This window comes from Salmonella sp. NW722 (assembly GCF_051702785.1).
Lineage (GTDB): Bacteria > Pseudomonadota > Gammaproteobacteria > Enterobacterales > Enterobacteriaceae > Salmonella > Salmonella enterica.
Map to the genome: position 1 here is coordinate 49,160 of NZ_JAMMIN010000004.1, position 14,104 is coordinate 63,263.

Consider the following 14,104-nt stretch of genomic DNA (forward strand, 5'->3'; position numbering starts at 1 on the left):
GTGGCGCCAGAATTTGCAGGCAAAACCACAGTTTTATTAATATCTGCGAGAGACTTGCGGTTTTCATTTCGGCATGGCAGTCCTATAATGATACGCATTATCTTGAGTGCAATTTCTGTCACTTCTCTAATGAAGTGAATCGTTTAGCAACAGGACAGATTCCGCATGACTGACAACAATACCGCATTAAAGAAGGCTGGCCTGAAAGTAACGCTTCCTCGTTTAAAAATTCTGGAAGTTCTTCAGGAACCAGATAACCATCACGTCAGTGCGGAAGATTTATACAAACGCCTGATCGACATGGGTGAAGAAATCGGTCTGGCAACCGTATACCGTGTGCTGAACCAGTTTGACGATGCCGGTATCGTGACCCGCCATAATTTTGAAGGCGGTAAATCCGTTTTTGAACTGACGCAACAGCATCATCACGACCATCTTATCTGCCTTGACTGCGGAAAAGTAATTGAATTTAGTGATGACTCTATTGAAGCGCGCCAGCGTGAAATTGCGGCGAAACACGGTATTCGTTTAACTAATCACAGCCTCTATCTTTACGGCCACTGCGCTGAAGGCGACTGCCGCGAAGACGAGCACGCGCACGATGACGCGACTAAATAAGTGTAAATCTTTCGAAGAGCCAACCGCCCGGTTGGCTTTTTTATATCCTCCTCTTTCCTGCCGCTTGATGTTGATTTAATGTAAAAAAACGCTATCGCATCTCAGGAGAGCAGGAATGGAGCTTCGCCAGTTACGCTATTTCGTGCGTATTATTGAAACCGGCAGTATGGGCAGCGCCGCACAGGATCTTGATATTGGCGTTTCAGCATTAAGTCAACAGATGTCCCGTCTGGAAAACGAGCTCGCCATCCGTCTGCTGCAGCGCACCTCGCGCGGCGTAACGCCAACCAACGCCGGGCTGGCCTTTTATTCACAGGCGCAACTCGCCCTGCGTCATGCCGACGACGCAATTCTCGCCGCCAGAGAAGCGCGCCTTTCCGGTCATGTGAGCGTAGGAATGGCCCCCAGTACCGCCTCCATACTGGGTATACCGTTTATCCATGCCATGCAGGAAAACTATGCCGATGTCCGACTGCATGTGGTGGAAAGCTTGTCCGGTAATCTGGAAAGAATGATCAATACCCGCCAGATTGATTTAGCCGTTGTCTTTCAAAAAGATAAAATCCTGCGCTGGAGCGCCAGACCGATCCTTGAAGAACAGCTTTTTCTGATTGGCTCCCATGCCCTGCTGGCGGCGCTTCCTGATAACCCGATCACACCTGAACAACTGGCAGGCATTCCGCTCATTATGCCAAGCCAGGGACACGGGCTGCGCGGCAGGCTGGACGCTGTCTGCCAGGAACATGCGCTTAACGTTGAAATCGTCGCGGAAATTGACGGCCTGGCGTTGTTGATGCGCGCCGTGCGCGACGGTCTTGGCGCCACGTTGCAGCCCGGCGCGGCGATTTCTCATCTGGATAACGACGCGCTACGCGTGATCGGCGTCCATAATCCGGTACTCAGCCGCCCCAATTTTTTAGTCAGCCTGTCGGATGATGAACTGACGCCCGCCGGCCTTGCCGCCAGAGTAGTCCTTACCAAAGTTATGCGTCAGTTAGTCGACGCCGGTGAATGGCCAGGCGCAACCCTTTACGCTTACTAAACCCCTGTTTAGCGCTACCTGATAGCGCGCCGCTTATTTATCCGTATACATTTCAATTACAAATTTAACAAATAGTTAAATGGTACGGGAGTATAAGATGGTTGATGTACTGGTGATAGGCGGAGGCAATGCCGCATTATGCGCCGCCCTGACCGCACGGGAAGCGGGCGCATCGGTTCTGCTGCTGGAGGCTGCCCCGCGAGAATGGCGCGGCGGAAATTCTCAGCACACACGAAACCTGCGCTGTATGCATGATGCGCCGCAGGATGTGCTGGTAGAAAGCTATCCTGAAGAGGAATTCTGGCAGGATCTGTGGCGAGTCACCGACGGCAACACCAACGAGGCGCTGGCGCGGCTGGTCATTCGCACCTCTTCGCAATGCCGCGACTGGATGCGCAAACATGGCGTTAACTTTCAACCGCCATTATCTGGTGCGCTCCACGTTGCGCGCACCAATGCGTTTTTTATGGGCGGCGGGAAAGCGCTCGTCAATGCCTATTACCGTAGCGCCGAACGGCTGGGCGTACAGATTCGCTATAACACGCCGGTTCACGCGCTTGAACTTCATGACGGCGAATTCGTGGCAGCGCTGGCGGGTAGCGAACGTATTACCGCCAAAGCCTGCGTATTAGCGGCTGGCGGTTTCGAATCAAACCGTGAATGGCTGCGGGAGGCCTGGGGAGAAAACGCCCGCGGCGAATGGCCCGCGGATAATTTTCTGATTCGCGGCACGCGTTTTAACCAGGGCGTATTACTCAAATTTATGATGGATGCCGGCGCGGATATCATTGGCGATCCGTCCCAGTCGCACTGCGTAGCGATTGATGCCAGGGCGCCGCTATACGACGGCGGTATTTGTACTCGCGTGGATTGCGTATCGCTGGGTATTGTCGTGAATCGCGACGCCGAACGTTTTTATGATGAAGGCGAAGATTTCTGGCCGAAGCGTTACGCCATTTGGGGGCGGCTGGTGGCTCAACAGCCAGGACAGATTGGCTATTCGATTATTGACAGCAAAGCCATCGGCCACTTTATGCCGCCGGTTTTTCCTGGCGCGCAGGCCAATACGCTGGCTGAACTGGCCTGCCAGTTGGGGCTGGACGCGGAAAAATTTACCCATACCGTCACGCAGTATAACCAGGCCTGCCAACCCGGTCATTTTGATCATACCTTGCTTGATGACTGCGCCACCAAAAACCTGACGCCGGCGAAAACCCACTGGGCGCGCCCGCTTGATGCGCCGCCCTACTACGGTTATGCGCTGCGACCCGGCATCACGTTTACCTACCTGGGTCTGAAAGTCAATGAACGTGCCGCGGTGCATTTTGCCGGTCATCCAAGCCGCAACCTGTTTGTTGCTGGCGAGATGATGGCAGGAAATGTTCTGGGCAAGGGGTATACCGCAGGCGTAGGCATGTCTATCGGCACAACCTTTGGCCGCATTGCGGGAATAGAAGCCGCCCGCGCGGCGCACAAGGAGGCGCAGCATGAAACAGCTTGAAAAATTAATCATTGAGGCCACCGTGCTTACCGAACCGGAAGCCGAGGTCGAACGCGTCATGCAAGTGTGTAACGCATGTCGCTACTGCGAAGGTTTTTGCGCGGTATTTCCGGCGATGACCCAGCGGCTCGAATTCGGTAAAGCCGATATTCATTATCTGGCGAATTTATGTCATAACTGCGGCGCCTGCCTGCACGCGTGCCAGTACGCGCCGCCCCATGAATTTGCCATTAACGTGCCGAAAGCGATGGCGCAAGCCCGCCTGGAGACGTATCAACAGTATGCCCAGCCCGCCGCTTTTGGCGCGTTATACCGCCGGGCGGGGATCACCGTCGCACTGGCGCTGATAGTCGGTCTGACGCTCTTTTTATTACTGGCGATGGCGCTGAAAGGGTCGCTGATTCATCCGCCGCTGGCCGGTGACTTCTATCAAATTTTTCCGCATAGCCTGCTGGCATGGATGTTTGGCTCAGTTTTTGTGCTGGCAATCGGTTTGCTTATGGCGGGCGTAATCCGCTTCTGGCGTGAGATCTCGCCGGGGGTACCGCGTTCGGCGGAGATTGCGGAAGCGTCGCACAATGCGTTAACGCTGAAATATCTCGACGGCGGTCACGGCAAAGGCTGTAACGAAGCGGACGATGCGTTCACGCTGCTGCGCCGTCGCTTTCATCACTTTACCTTCTACGGTTTTATGCTCTGTTTTGCCGCCACGGTCGTGGCGACGGGCTATCACTACGTCACCGGTTGGGAAGCGCCCTACCCGTTCTTTAGCCTGCCGGTCATGCTCGGCACGCTGGGCGGTATCGGTCTGCTTATCGGCCCGGCCGGGCTACTGTGGCTCAATCTGCGGCGGTCGCCGTTACATGGCGATGTGCGCCAGAAACCCATGGATCGCGGCTTTATTCTGCTGCTGTTCTTAACCAGTCTTACCGGGCTGGCGCTGCTGGCAGGCAGAGACACCAGCGGAATGGGCATACTGCTGGCGCTCCATTTAGGCGTGGTGATGGCGCTCTTTCTTACCCTTCCCTACGGAAAATTCGCCCACGGATTTTTCCGCTGCGCGGCCTTACTCAAATGGGCAGTTGAGAAGCGACGCGGAAAACATGCGGGGGATACAGGCAACTGACCCGCAACATCTTACCCATAAAACAATAAAGACAGTGGAGAGCAAACCCTATGGCACAACACACACCTGCAACATCGCGCGCCGGCACGTTCGGCGCAATACTGCGCGTGACAAGCGGCAATTTTCTTGAACAGTTTGATTTTTTCTTGTTCGGATTTTACGCCACCTATATCGCCAGAACGTTTTTTCCGGCGGAAAGCGAATTTGCCTCATTAATGTTGACCTTTGCCGTCTTTGGCTCCGGTTTTTTAATGCGCCCCGTCGGCGCGATTGTGCTTGGCGCCTATATTGACAGAATCGGACGTCGTAAAGGGCTGATGGTGACGCTGGCGATTATGGGCTGCGGTACGTTGCTCATCGCCCTCGTCCCCGGCTACCAGACGATCGGCCTGGCAGCGCCTGCGTTGGTGCTGTTGGGTCGGTTATTACAAGGATTTTCTGCGGGCGTTGAGTTAGGCGGCGTCTCGGTCTATCTGTCCGAAATCGCAACGCCAGGCAATAAAGGGTTTTATACCAGCTGGCAATCCGCCAGTCAGCAGGTTGCGATCGTTGTCGCCGCGTTGATTGGTTATAGCCTGAATATCACGCTGGGACACGACGCGATATCGGAGTGGGGCTGGCGGATTCCGTTCTTTATCGGCTGTATGATCATTCCGCTGATTTTTGTTTTACGTCGTTCATTACAAGAAACAGAAGCGTTTTTACAACGCAAGCATCGCCCCGACACCAGGGAAATTTTTGCAACTATCGCCAAAAACTGGCGCATTATTACAGCCGGAACGCTGCTGGTGGCGATGACCACCACAACGTTTTATTTTATCACCGTTTATACACCGACCTATGGCAGAACCGTGCTTAATCTCAGCGCGCGGGACAGTTTGATCGTCACCATGTTAGTGGGGGTGTCCAATTTTATCTGGTTACCCATTGGCGGCGCGATTTCCGACCGGATTGGCCGTCGCGCCGTGTTAATGGGCATTACGTTGCTGGCGCTGATCACCACCTGGCCCGTCATGCAGTGGCTGACCGCCGCGCCCGACTTTACCCGCATGACGCTGGTACTGCTGTGGTTCTCTTTCTTTTTTGGCATGTATAACGGCGCAATGGTCGCGGCGTTAACCGAAGTGATGCCAGTCTATGTGCGTACCGTTGGTTTCTCGCTGGCCTTTAGCCTGGCGACGGCAATTTTTGGCGGCCTGACGCCGGCCATCTCTACCGCGCTGGTAAAGTTAACCGGCGATAAAAGCTCGCCCGGCTGGTGGCTGATGTGCGCAGCGTTATGTGGACTTGCCGCGACGGCGATGCTGTTTGTACGTCTGAGTCGCGGCTATATCGCGGCAGAAAATAAAGCCTGAAAAAACCACGGGCGGAAAACATTCGCCCGTGGGTGGCAAGGCAGGGTTTTATTGCACGTTATTATGACTGCGAATTTCCTGCCAGACCTTATCGCAGTCAGCCTTGACCGCCTGATCGTTACCCGTGCGCGTCGCCTGAATGCACTGCTGATAGTCCAGTACCCGCACGCTTTCTTCGTTAGCAAATTGCTGATGTTTGCGCTCTTTTTTAAGGACATTCAGTACGCTTTGGCAGGCCTCTATCTTCTCAGGCGAGCCCTGTGCGGTATTGATACAGGCGCTGTACGCCTCTTTCAGCCGACTATCTTCTTCCGGCGCGGGTGATGACGCGCAGGCCGTCAAACCGGCGGTCATGCTGGCGATGAGTAAAATTTTTTTCATAGGTCGTTCCTCAACAGCGCGGCAGACCGGCAGCCTGCCGCATCTGACATCAGAAAATAGTGAATGGCGCAATAACGATAAATTTCACGTCACGTTCATCCTGGAAGATGTTGCCGTAACCACCGCCCCAGCTTGGAATATTGGAGTGGTTGTCATATTCGGTGAAGTGCAGTTTGAACATGGTGCCTTTGGCACGCCCCTCCTGCAGGGTATAGACCGCATCCAGACTGTATGAGGACTCTTCGATAGTGCGGTTTTTGTCGTAGTAAGCATCCGGGTTACTTTGCCAGGTTGCCGGTTTAGCATCCCAGGCGTAAACGTAAGACGCGCCCACAGCCCAGCCCGGCAGATTCCAGTTTTTCAGGTCATACATCGCGCCGAAGAAAACCGCCTTTTCACCGTTAGCGTTAAAGTCGGAGCGGTTATCCCACCAGATATCCAGACGACCGTTTGAAGAGGCGTAGGTTGGCGTCATACGTTGCAGAAAATAGCCCTGCTGACCGTCCGCTTTCACCCAGGTGCCCTCCAGACGCAGGTCAACCACTTCCGCGACTTTGTAGCCGAAGGTCAACGCCTGCAGCCAGGCCGTACCGTCGTAAATATCATTCACGCTGCGATCGTCTACTTTGTCGCGCGCGCCGTAGAACTGGTAACTGGTAGTGAACGGATTGCCGCCTAAATCAAATTTATAGCTGGCCTTCGCGAAATATTGATCGACATAGCCTTCGGACTGACCAAACGCCGCTTCCAGCACCAGATCATTTTTGAAGTCGTACTTCGCGCCGATGGAGTGGAGGTAGTCCACATTGGTTTTTTTATCCGCCTGATAAAACTTATCCATTTCGGTATGCCACGGCGCTTTATATTCGTTAGTCCACATGTAGGAAAAACTTAACGCGCCCGCATCGCCATAGTCAAAACTGGCGCCAGCTTCCGCACCCTGATAGGTACCCGGCATAAAACTCCAGTGCGGCGCTAACAGCGTCTGACCGGTAGGCTGAATATAACCGGCGCGCGCCCAGACCGGGCCATATTTAAATTTCGCGGCGGCTTTATAAAGACTGATACCGCTCTTATCGCCGGAATAGTCTTCGTCGTAGCCTTTATTCTTTTTCGAGAAAGCAATTTCGTTTGGATGACCGCTGTCGCCGTTTTCTGCCATTTCAATCGCGGTAAACGCCGCGATATCCAGACCGAACATATCCGCAGCGTAGCCAGACTGAAAATCCAGGTTAGCGTTCCAGGTCGCATGAGAAAGGTTAGTTTTATATTTGTCGCCGTCGGTCACATCTTTGCGATCGCGTTCACGCTGCCAATAATAGATGCCGCCCGTTAACGTGGAGTCGTCGAAAAAGCCGGAGGCTTGCGCCTGCGGAACAACGATCCACCCCGACATTGCTGTGATACCGGCGATAGCCAGAGCCAGCGTACTACGTTTGCCACTAAACGTACGCATAAGTTAATCCTCTTTGACGTATAAATTGCTGCCGACAAAAGCGAACAGCGAAAAAATAAAAATAAAAAGTAGCGCTGAGAAACCTCATTTACTACGTTAAATAGACTATTTTTCGCGATGCGAATTATCAATCTCTTTCTGTAACCAGTATGTAATAATATGAGCAACCGCACATATTTAATTGCTTTCTGTTACATTCAACTGCTGGTGGGGGAAGCAGACCGCCAGAAAGAAAATTGACTTGTTTTCCATAGGCATGAAAATAATTGTCTCCTGTTGACCTGACGCTTATAACATTTAGATTAATAATCATTTATCAGATCAATAATTTTCAGAGAATAATTAATTCGCCTCGCAAAAAAGAGAATCGACTTAGAAATGCAGAGAAAAAACGCCGCAGAACGCGGCGTTGACAAGGTATTTTTACAGCATTCGCCTGTTGGCGCAGTGCTTATTCGCCCGCTTTCGCCCAGGTATCACGCAGGCCTACGGTGCGGTTAAAGACCAGCTTATCGGCCGTTGCATAGCGGCTGTCGAGGCAGAAGTAGCCTTCACGTTCAAACTGGAAAGCTTTTCCTGCTACCGCCGCTTTCAGCGACGGCTCACCATAACCCTGCTTAATCACTAATGATTCGGGGTTGATAACAGACAGGAAGTCCTCCGCGGCGCCTGGATTCGGCACGCTGAACAGACGGTCGTAGAGACGAATTTCAATCGGCAGCGCATGTGCTGCGCTAACCCAGTGGATTACGCCTTTCACTTTACGCCCGTCAGCCGGATCTTTACTCAGCGTATCGGCATCATAGGTACAGAAGATGGTGGTGATATTCCCTTCGGCATCCTTCTCTACGCGCTCCGCTTTAATGACGTAGGCATTACGCAGACGCACTTCTTTGCCCATCACCAGACGCTTGTACTGCTTGTTCGCTTCTTCGCGGAAATCTGCGCGATCGATCCAGATCTCACCGCTAAACGGCACTTCACGGCTACCCATCTCCGGTTTATTCGGATGGTTAGGCATGGTAACCATTTCGCTCTCGCCCTGCGGGTAGTTTTCGATAACCAGTTTTACCGGATCGATTACCGCCATCGCGCGCGGCGCGTTTTCGTTCAGATCTTCGCGAATGCAGGATTCCAGCGACGCCATCTCAATGGTGTTGTCCTGCTTGGTGACGCCGATGCGTTTGCAGAACTCACGAATAGAAGCTGCGGTATAGCCGCGACGGCGCAGACCGGAAATAGTCGGCATACGCGGATCATCCCAGCCTTCGACGTGTTTGTCGGTCACCAGCAGGTTCAGCTTACGCTTGGACATCACGGTGTATTCCAGATTCAGGCGCGAGAATTCGTACTGGCGCGGGTGAACCGGAATGGTGATGTTGTCCAGCACCCAGTCGTACAGACGACGGTTATCCTGGAACTCCAGCGTACACAGAGAATGAGTAATGCCTTCCAGCGCATCGCTGATGCAGTGAGTAAAGTCGTACATCGGGTAGATGCACCACTTGTTGCCGGTCTGATGATGCTCGGCGAATTTAATGCGATACAGCACCGGATCGCGCATCACGATAAACGGCGACGCCATGTCGATTTTAGCGCGCAGACAGGCTTTACCCTCTTCAAAACCGCCGGTACGCATTTTTTCAAATAGCGCGAGGTTCTCTTCCACGCTGCGATCGCGGAACGGGCTGTTTTTACCCGGCGCGGTCAGCGTACCGCGGTATTCACGGATCTGCTCCGGCGTCAGCTCATCAACGTAGGCCAGGCCTTTATTGATTAGCTCGACCGCATAGGCGTGCAGTTGGTCAAAGTAATCGGAGGAGTAGCGAATATCGCCAGACCAGTGAAAGCCTAACCACTCGACGTCGTTTTTGATCGAATCAACGTACTCGATATCTTCTTTTACCGGGTTGGTGTCATCGAAACGCAGGTTGCACTGGCCCTGATAATCTTGCGCGATGCCAAAGTTCAGGCAGATAGATTTCGCGTGGCCGATGTGCAGATAGCCATTCGGCTCCGGCGGAAAACGGGTATGGACAGTGGTATGTTTACCACTCGCCAGATCTTCATCAATAATCTGACGAATAAAGTTAGTCGGGCGGGCTTCAGCCTCACTCATCGTGGATTCCTCAAAGCGTAAACAACGTATAACGGCATATGATCTTATAAGCCGGACAGACTGACAACCTTTAGTTACTTAAAAAGTGGCTTTGCAGAAAATATTGGGGCTAATTGCGGTAAAAAAAAGCGGCGAAGGTTTCCCTCTGCCGCTTATGTTTTCTGTGATATCGCCGGATGGCGTCTTACGCCTTATCCGGCCAGGAAGCGATTATTTGCTCTTAATCTCGTACAGTGGCGTTTGACCCGCTACCACGTGACCATCCGCTTTGATGACCAGAGCGCTGAAGTCATCGCTGTTGCTGCAAACAACCGGGCTTATCATGGAGCGCGCGTTGGCATTCAGGAAGTCCAGATCCAGTTCCAGAACTGGCTGACCCGCCGTGACTTCCGCACCCTCTTCTACCAGACGCTTGAAGCCCTGACCGTTCAGCGCGACGGTATCGATACCCATATGGACAACGATCTCCGCGCCTTTTTCGGTTTCCAGACAGAACGCGTGGTTAGTGTTGAAGATTTTCACAATAGTACCCGCCGCCGGAGAAACCACGGTTTTATCGGTGGGTTTCACCGCTACGCCGTCGCCGACCGCTTTGCTGGCGAAAGCTTCATCCGGTACCTGATCCAGCGCCACTACCTCACCGGTAATCGGAGAGACCAGTTCAGCGATAGTCACCGCATTCGGCACCGCCTGGGGTTTGGCCGCCGGAGCAGGTGTTGCAACGTGAGCCGCATCAGCAGACGCTGCCGCGACCGGTCCCCGCGCCACCACTTTCTTCATTTCATCGCCAATCGATTCCGCTTTCGCGCCGACAATAACCTGAATGGTCTGTTTGTTCAGTTTCACCACGCCGGAAGCGCCGAGGCGTTTGCAGGCCGCATCGTTAACGCGAGCAGAGTCATTCACGGTCAGGCGCAGACGGGTAATACACGCATCGATCGCTTTCAGGTTGTCCGTACCGCCAACCGCAGCAATATAGCTGGTCGCCAGTTGCGTTAACCCTTCTTCAGTGTTGCTGTTGGCTTCTTCCGTTACCATCTCATCAACTTTATCTTCGCGACCCGGCGTTTTCAGGTTAAACATACGAATAACCGCGCTGAACAGCAGGAAGTAGATGATAAAGAATACAACGCCCATCACCAGCAACATCCAGACGTTATTGCTGGCCGCTGGCAGGTTATACATCAGAACATAGTCGATCGCGCCTGCCGAGAAAGAGAAGCCTGCATGGATACCCAGCAGCGTCGCGACGAACAGGCTGATACCGGTCAAAATGGCGTGCAGGAGGTACAGCAGCGGCGCCAGGAACATAAACAGGAATTCCAGCGGCTCGGTTACGCCGGTCAGAAACGCGGTAATCGCGACAGACAGCAGCATACCGCCCACCATCGGACGACGTTCTTTCGGCGCGGCGAAATACATCGCCAGAGCGGCGCCCGGCAGACCAAACATCATGATCGGGAAGAAGCCGGACATAAACATCCCCGCCGTGCCGTCGCCAGCATAGAAGCGGTTGATGTCGCCGTGGAATACAGTGCCTGCGGCATTGGTGAATTCGCCAATCTGGAACCAGGCGATGGTGTTCAGTACCTGATGCAGACCGGTGGGGATCAGCAGACGGTTGATGAAGCCAAAGATACCGGAACCCAGCGCGCCTGCGGAAACGATCCATTCACCGCCCGCATGGATGCCATGCTGTACCGGCGGCCAGACGTAACCGAAAATAGCGGCCAGCACCAGACAGAAAAAGCCCGTTGCGATCGGCACAAAACGTTTTCCACCGAAGAAACTGAGAAAATCAGGCAGTTTGATACCAGACCAGCGATTATAAACCGCGCCGCCGACCAGACCGGTAATAATCCCCGCCAGCACGCCCATGTTGATTTCCGGGTTAATCGTCACCATCGCTTTGGTCATGACGAAGTAACCCACGGCTCCCGCCAGCGCTGCCGCGCCCGCGCTATCTTTAGACCAACTGGAGGCCACGCCGATAGCGAAAACCAGCGCCAGGTTATCGAAAATAGACCCGCCCGCTTGCGCGATAAACGGCATATTCAGCAAATCTGGTTGGCCGAATCGCAGCAACAACGCTGCCACCGGCAACACGGCGATAGGGAGCTGCAACGCCCTACCCAGCCGCTGGAAAAAACCTAAAATATTCATCTTATTCCCCCTACGAGACGCCGATATGGCTTCTTTGAAGCCGTTTTTTATTGTGCTGCAAACGTTAAAAACGTGATGTTCTGTAATCGAACGGTGAGATCATCTTCTGCAGAGTGTGTGGAAAATTAATTCGCCTCGCAAATTAAACGGGTGTTTTTTGTGATTATAGTCACTAAATATCGTAATTACCCCCACCATCCACTGGCTAACACGGAAAACTTATTTTATGATTCAAAAAATCAGGACGGATTGAACACGAACCCTGGATATCCAGGTTACGCTTAATACGATCCGCCAAATTTTGACATTGATTATTGAGGTGAAGAATGAGACTGATCCCCCTGAGTACCGCAGAACAGGTTGGCAAATGGGCCGCTCGCCATATCGTTAACCGTATTAATGCGTTCAAACCGACCGCCGATCGTCCGTTTGTCCTTGGACTGCCTACCGGCGGCACGCCGCTAACGGCGTACAAAGCGCTGGTTGAGATGCACAAAGCGGGCGAGGTCAGCTTTAAGCATGTGGTCACCTTTAATATGGACGAATATGTTGGCCTGCCGAAAGAGCACCCGGAAAGCTACCACAGCTTTATGCATCGTAACTTTTTCGATCACGTTGATATTCCAGCAGAAAACATCAATCTTCTCAACGGTAACGCACCGGATATCGATGCAGAATGCCGTCAATATGAAGAAAAAATTCGTTCTTACGGTAAAATCCATCTGTTTATGGGCGGCGTCGGCAACGACGGTCACATCGCCTTTAACGAACCGGCTTCTTCCCTGGCTTCCCGTACCCGTATCAAAACGTTAACCCATGATACTCGCGTAGCGAACTCCCGCTTCTTTGACGGCGACGTAAACCAGGTGCCGAAATACGCGCTGACGGTAGGCGTAGGCACGCTGCTGGATGCGGAAGAAGTGATGATTCTGGTGCTGGGCCATCAGAAAGCCCAGGCGCTGCAGGCGGCGGTTGAAGGCAACGTCAACCACATGTGGACCATTAGCTGCCTGCAACTCCATCCGAAAGCGGTTGTGGTATGCGATGAGCCTTCCACAATGGAACTTAAAGTTAAAACATTGAAATATTTCAATGAATTAGAAGCAGAGAATATTAAAGGTCTGTAATGTTGTCTCCGCCCCGCCAGTCAATGCGGGGCGGTAAATTTTTGATATCGGGGGTCGGAATGTATGCTTTAACCCAGGGCCGGATCTTTACCGGTCACGAAATTCTTGATGACCATGCGCTTGTTGTCGCTAATGGCCTGATTGACCGCGTTTGTCCGATGGCTGAACTGCCGCCGGGAATAGAACAACGCTCATTGAATGGGGCCATTCTCTCCCCCGGTTTTATTGATGTGCAGCTAAACGGCTGCGGCGGCGTGCAGTTTAACGATACCGCAGAAGCCGTCAGCGTTGAAACGCTGGAAATTATGCAGAAAGCCAATGAAAAATCGGGCTGTACTAACTTTCTGCCAACGCTTATCACTACCAGCGACGAATTGATGAAACAGGGCATTCGCGTCATGCGCGAATACCTGGAAAAACATCCGCACCAGGCGCTGGGTCTCCACCTGGAAGGCCCCTGGCTTAATCTGGTAAAAAAAGGCACCCATAATCCTGATTTCGTGCGTAAACCAGACGCTGCGCTGGTCGATTTCTTATGCGATAATGCCGACGTCATCACCAAAGTTACACTCGCGCCGGAAATGGTGCCTGCTGACGTAATCGCTAAACTGGCGAATGCGGGCATTGTGGTTTCCGCAGGCCACTCCAACGCGACGTTAAAAGAGGCAAAAGCGGGCTTCCGCGCCGGGATTACCTTTGCGACTCACCTGTTTAACGCGATGCCGTACATTACAGGGCGTGAGCCGGGCCTTGCTGGCGCTGTTCTGGACGAAGCGGATATTTATTGCGGCGTTATCGCCGATGGTCTGCATGTCGACTACGCCAACATTCGCAATGCCAAACGCCTTAAAGGCGACAAACTTTGTCTGGTGACAGACGCCACCGCACCGGCGGGGGCCAATATTGAGCAGTTCATTTTCGCAGGTAAAACAATATACTACCGCAATGGACTGTGTGTGGATGAAAACGGTACGTTGAGCGGTTCGTCCTTAACCATGATTGAAGGCGTACGCAACCTGGTCGCGCATTGCGGCATCGCGCTGGATGAAGTGCTGCGCATGGCAACGCTCTATCCGGCTCGCGCTATCGGCGTTGATAAACATCTCGGTAGCATTGCGCCGGGTAAAGTCGCCAACCTGACCGCGTTCACCCACGATTTTAAAATTATCAAGACCATCGTTAATGGTGACGAGGTCGTTGACTTGAGTAAGTGAGA

General features: G+C 53.0%; 11 protein-coding genes and 1 pseudogene. 8 read left to right on the top strand and 4 right to left on the bottom strand.

Features of this window, described 5'->3' with window-relative positions:
• Nucleotides 1-87 precede the first annotated feature (87 nt).
• From NA330_RS10545 to tcuC, 6 genes and pseudogenes are all read left to right on the top strand, one after another.
• Nucleotides 88-173: pseudogene (locus NA330_RS10545) on the top strand (fur leader peptide).
• Nucleotides 166-618: a ferric iron uptake transcriptional regulator gene (gene fur, locus NA330_RS10550; RefSeq protein ID WP_000131699.1), complete on the top strand. Its 453-nt coding sequence runs from the start codon at nt 166-168 to the stop codon at nt 616-618. The pseudogene NA330_RS10545 and the gene fur overlap by 8 nt, the downstream one beginning before the upstream one ends.
• A 115-nt stretch (nt 619-733) precedes the next feature.
• The gene (tcuR, locus tag NA330_RS10555) at nt 734-1,660 is read left to right on the top strand and encodes a tricarballylate utilization LysR family transcriptional regulator TcuR (protein WP_000423371.1); all 927 of its coding nucleotides are present in this window, start codon (nt 734-736) and stop codon (nt 1,658-1,660) included.
• A 97-nt stretch (nt 1,661-1,757) separates the two neighbouring features.
• Nucleotides 1,758-3,161, top strand: a complete 1,404-nt coding sequence (gene tcuA / locus NA330_RS10560; RefSeq protein WP_000228705.1) for an FAD-dependent tricarballylate dehydrogenase TcuA — start codon at nt 1,758-1,760, stop codon at nt 3,159-3,161.
• Nucleotides 3,148-4,287: a tricarballylate utilization protein TcuB gene (gene tcuB / locus NA330_RS10565; RefSeq protein ID WP_023241719.1), complete on the top strand. Its 1,140-nt coding sequence runs from the start codon at nt 3,148-3,150 to the stop codon at nt 4,285-4,287. Before tcuA ends, tcuB begins: the two co-directional genes overlap by 14 nt.
• Nucleotides 4,288-4,337: 50 nt before the next feature.
• Entirely contained in the window at nt 4,338-5,642 is a 1,305-nt protein-coding gene (gene tcuC, locus NA330_RS10570; protein WP_000057014.1) for a tricarballylate/proton symporter TcuC, read from the top strand.
• A gap of 48 nt (nt 5,643-5,690) precedes the next feature.
• On the opposite strand, the gene chiQ is transcribed toward tcuC, so the two are convergent.
• The 4 genes from chiQ to nagE form a co-directional block, all read right to left on the bottom strand.
• Nucleotides 5,691-6,023, bottom strand: a complete 333-nt coding sequence (gene chiQ / locus NA330_RS10575; RefSeq protein WP_000722260.1) for a ChiQ/YbfN family lipoprotein — start codon at nt 6,021-6,023, stop codon at nt 5,691-5,693.
• A 49-nt stretch (nt 6,024-6,072) separates the two neighbouring features.
• Nucleotides 6,073-7,479 (bottom strand): chitoporin ChiP, encoded by a 1,407-nt coding sequence (gene chiP / locus NA330_RS10580; RefSeq protein WP_001258803.1) that lies wholly within the window; start codon nt 7,477-7,479, stop codon nt 6,073-6,075.
• 451 nt (nt 7,480-7,930) lie between these two features.
• Nucleotides 7,931-9,598 carry a glutamine--tRNA ligase gene (gene glnS, locus NA330_RS10585; protein ID WP_001287181.1) on the bottom strand — a complete coding sequence of 556 codons (1,668 nt, stop codon included), beginning with the start codon at nt 9,596-9,598 and terminating at the stop codon, nt 7,931-7,933.
• A gap of 210 nt (nt 9,599-9,808) precedes the next feature.
• Nucleotides 9,809-11,761, bottom strand: coding sequence for a PTS N-acetyl glucosamine transporter subunit IIABC (gene nagE / locus NA330_RS10590; RefSeq protein WP_001023069.1), 1,953 nt, complete (start codon nt 11,759-11,761; stop codon nt 9,809-9,811).
• Nucleotides 11,762-12,087: 326 nt separating this feature from the next.
• Between nagE and nagB the strand changes: the two genes are divergently transcribed.
• Both nagB and nagA read left to right on the top strand, forming a co-directional pair.
• Nucleotides 12,088-12,888 carry a glucosamine-6-phosphate deaminase gene (gene nagB, locus NA330_RS10595; protein WP_001237059.1) on the top strand — a complete coding sequence of 267 codons (801 nt, stop codon included), beginning with the start codon at nt 12,088-12,090 and terminating at the stop codon, nt 12,886-12,888.
• Nucleotides 12,889-12,947: 59 nt separating this feature from the next.
• Entirely contained in the window at nt 12,948-14,102 is a 1,155-nt protein-coding gene (gene nagA / locus NA330_RS10600) for an N-acetylglucosamine-6-phosphate deacetylase (protein WP_000271186.1), read from the top strand.
• The last annotated feature ends 2 nt before the right edge of the window (nt 14,103-14,104 follow it).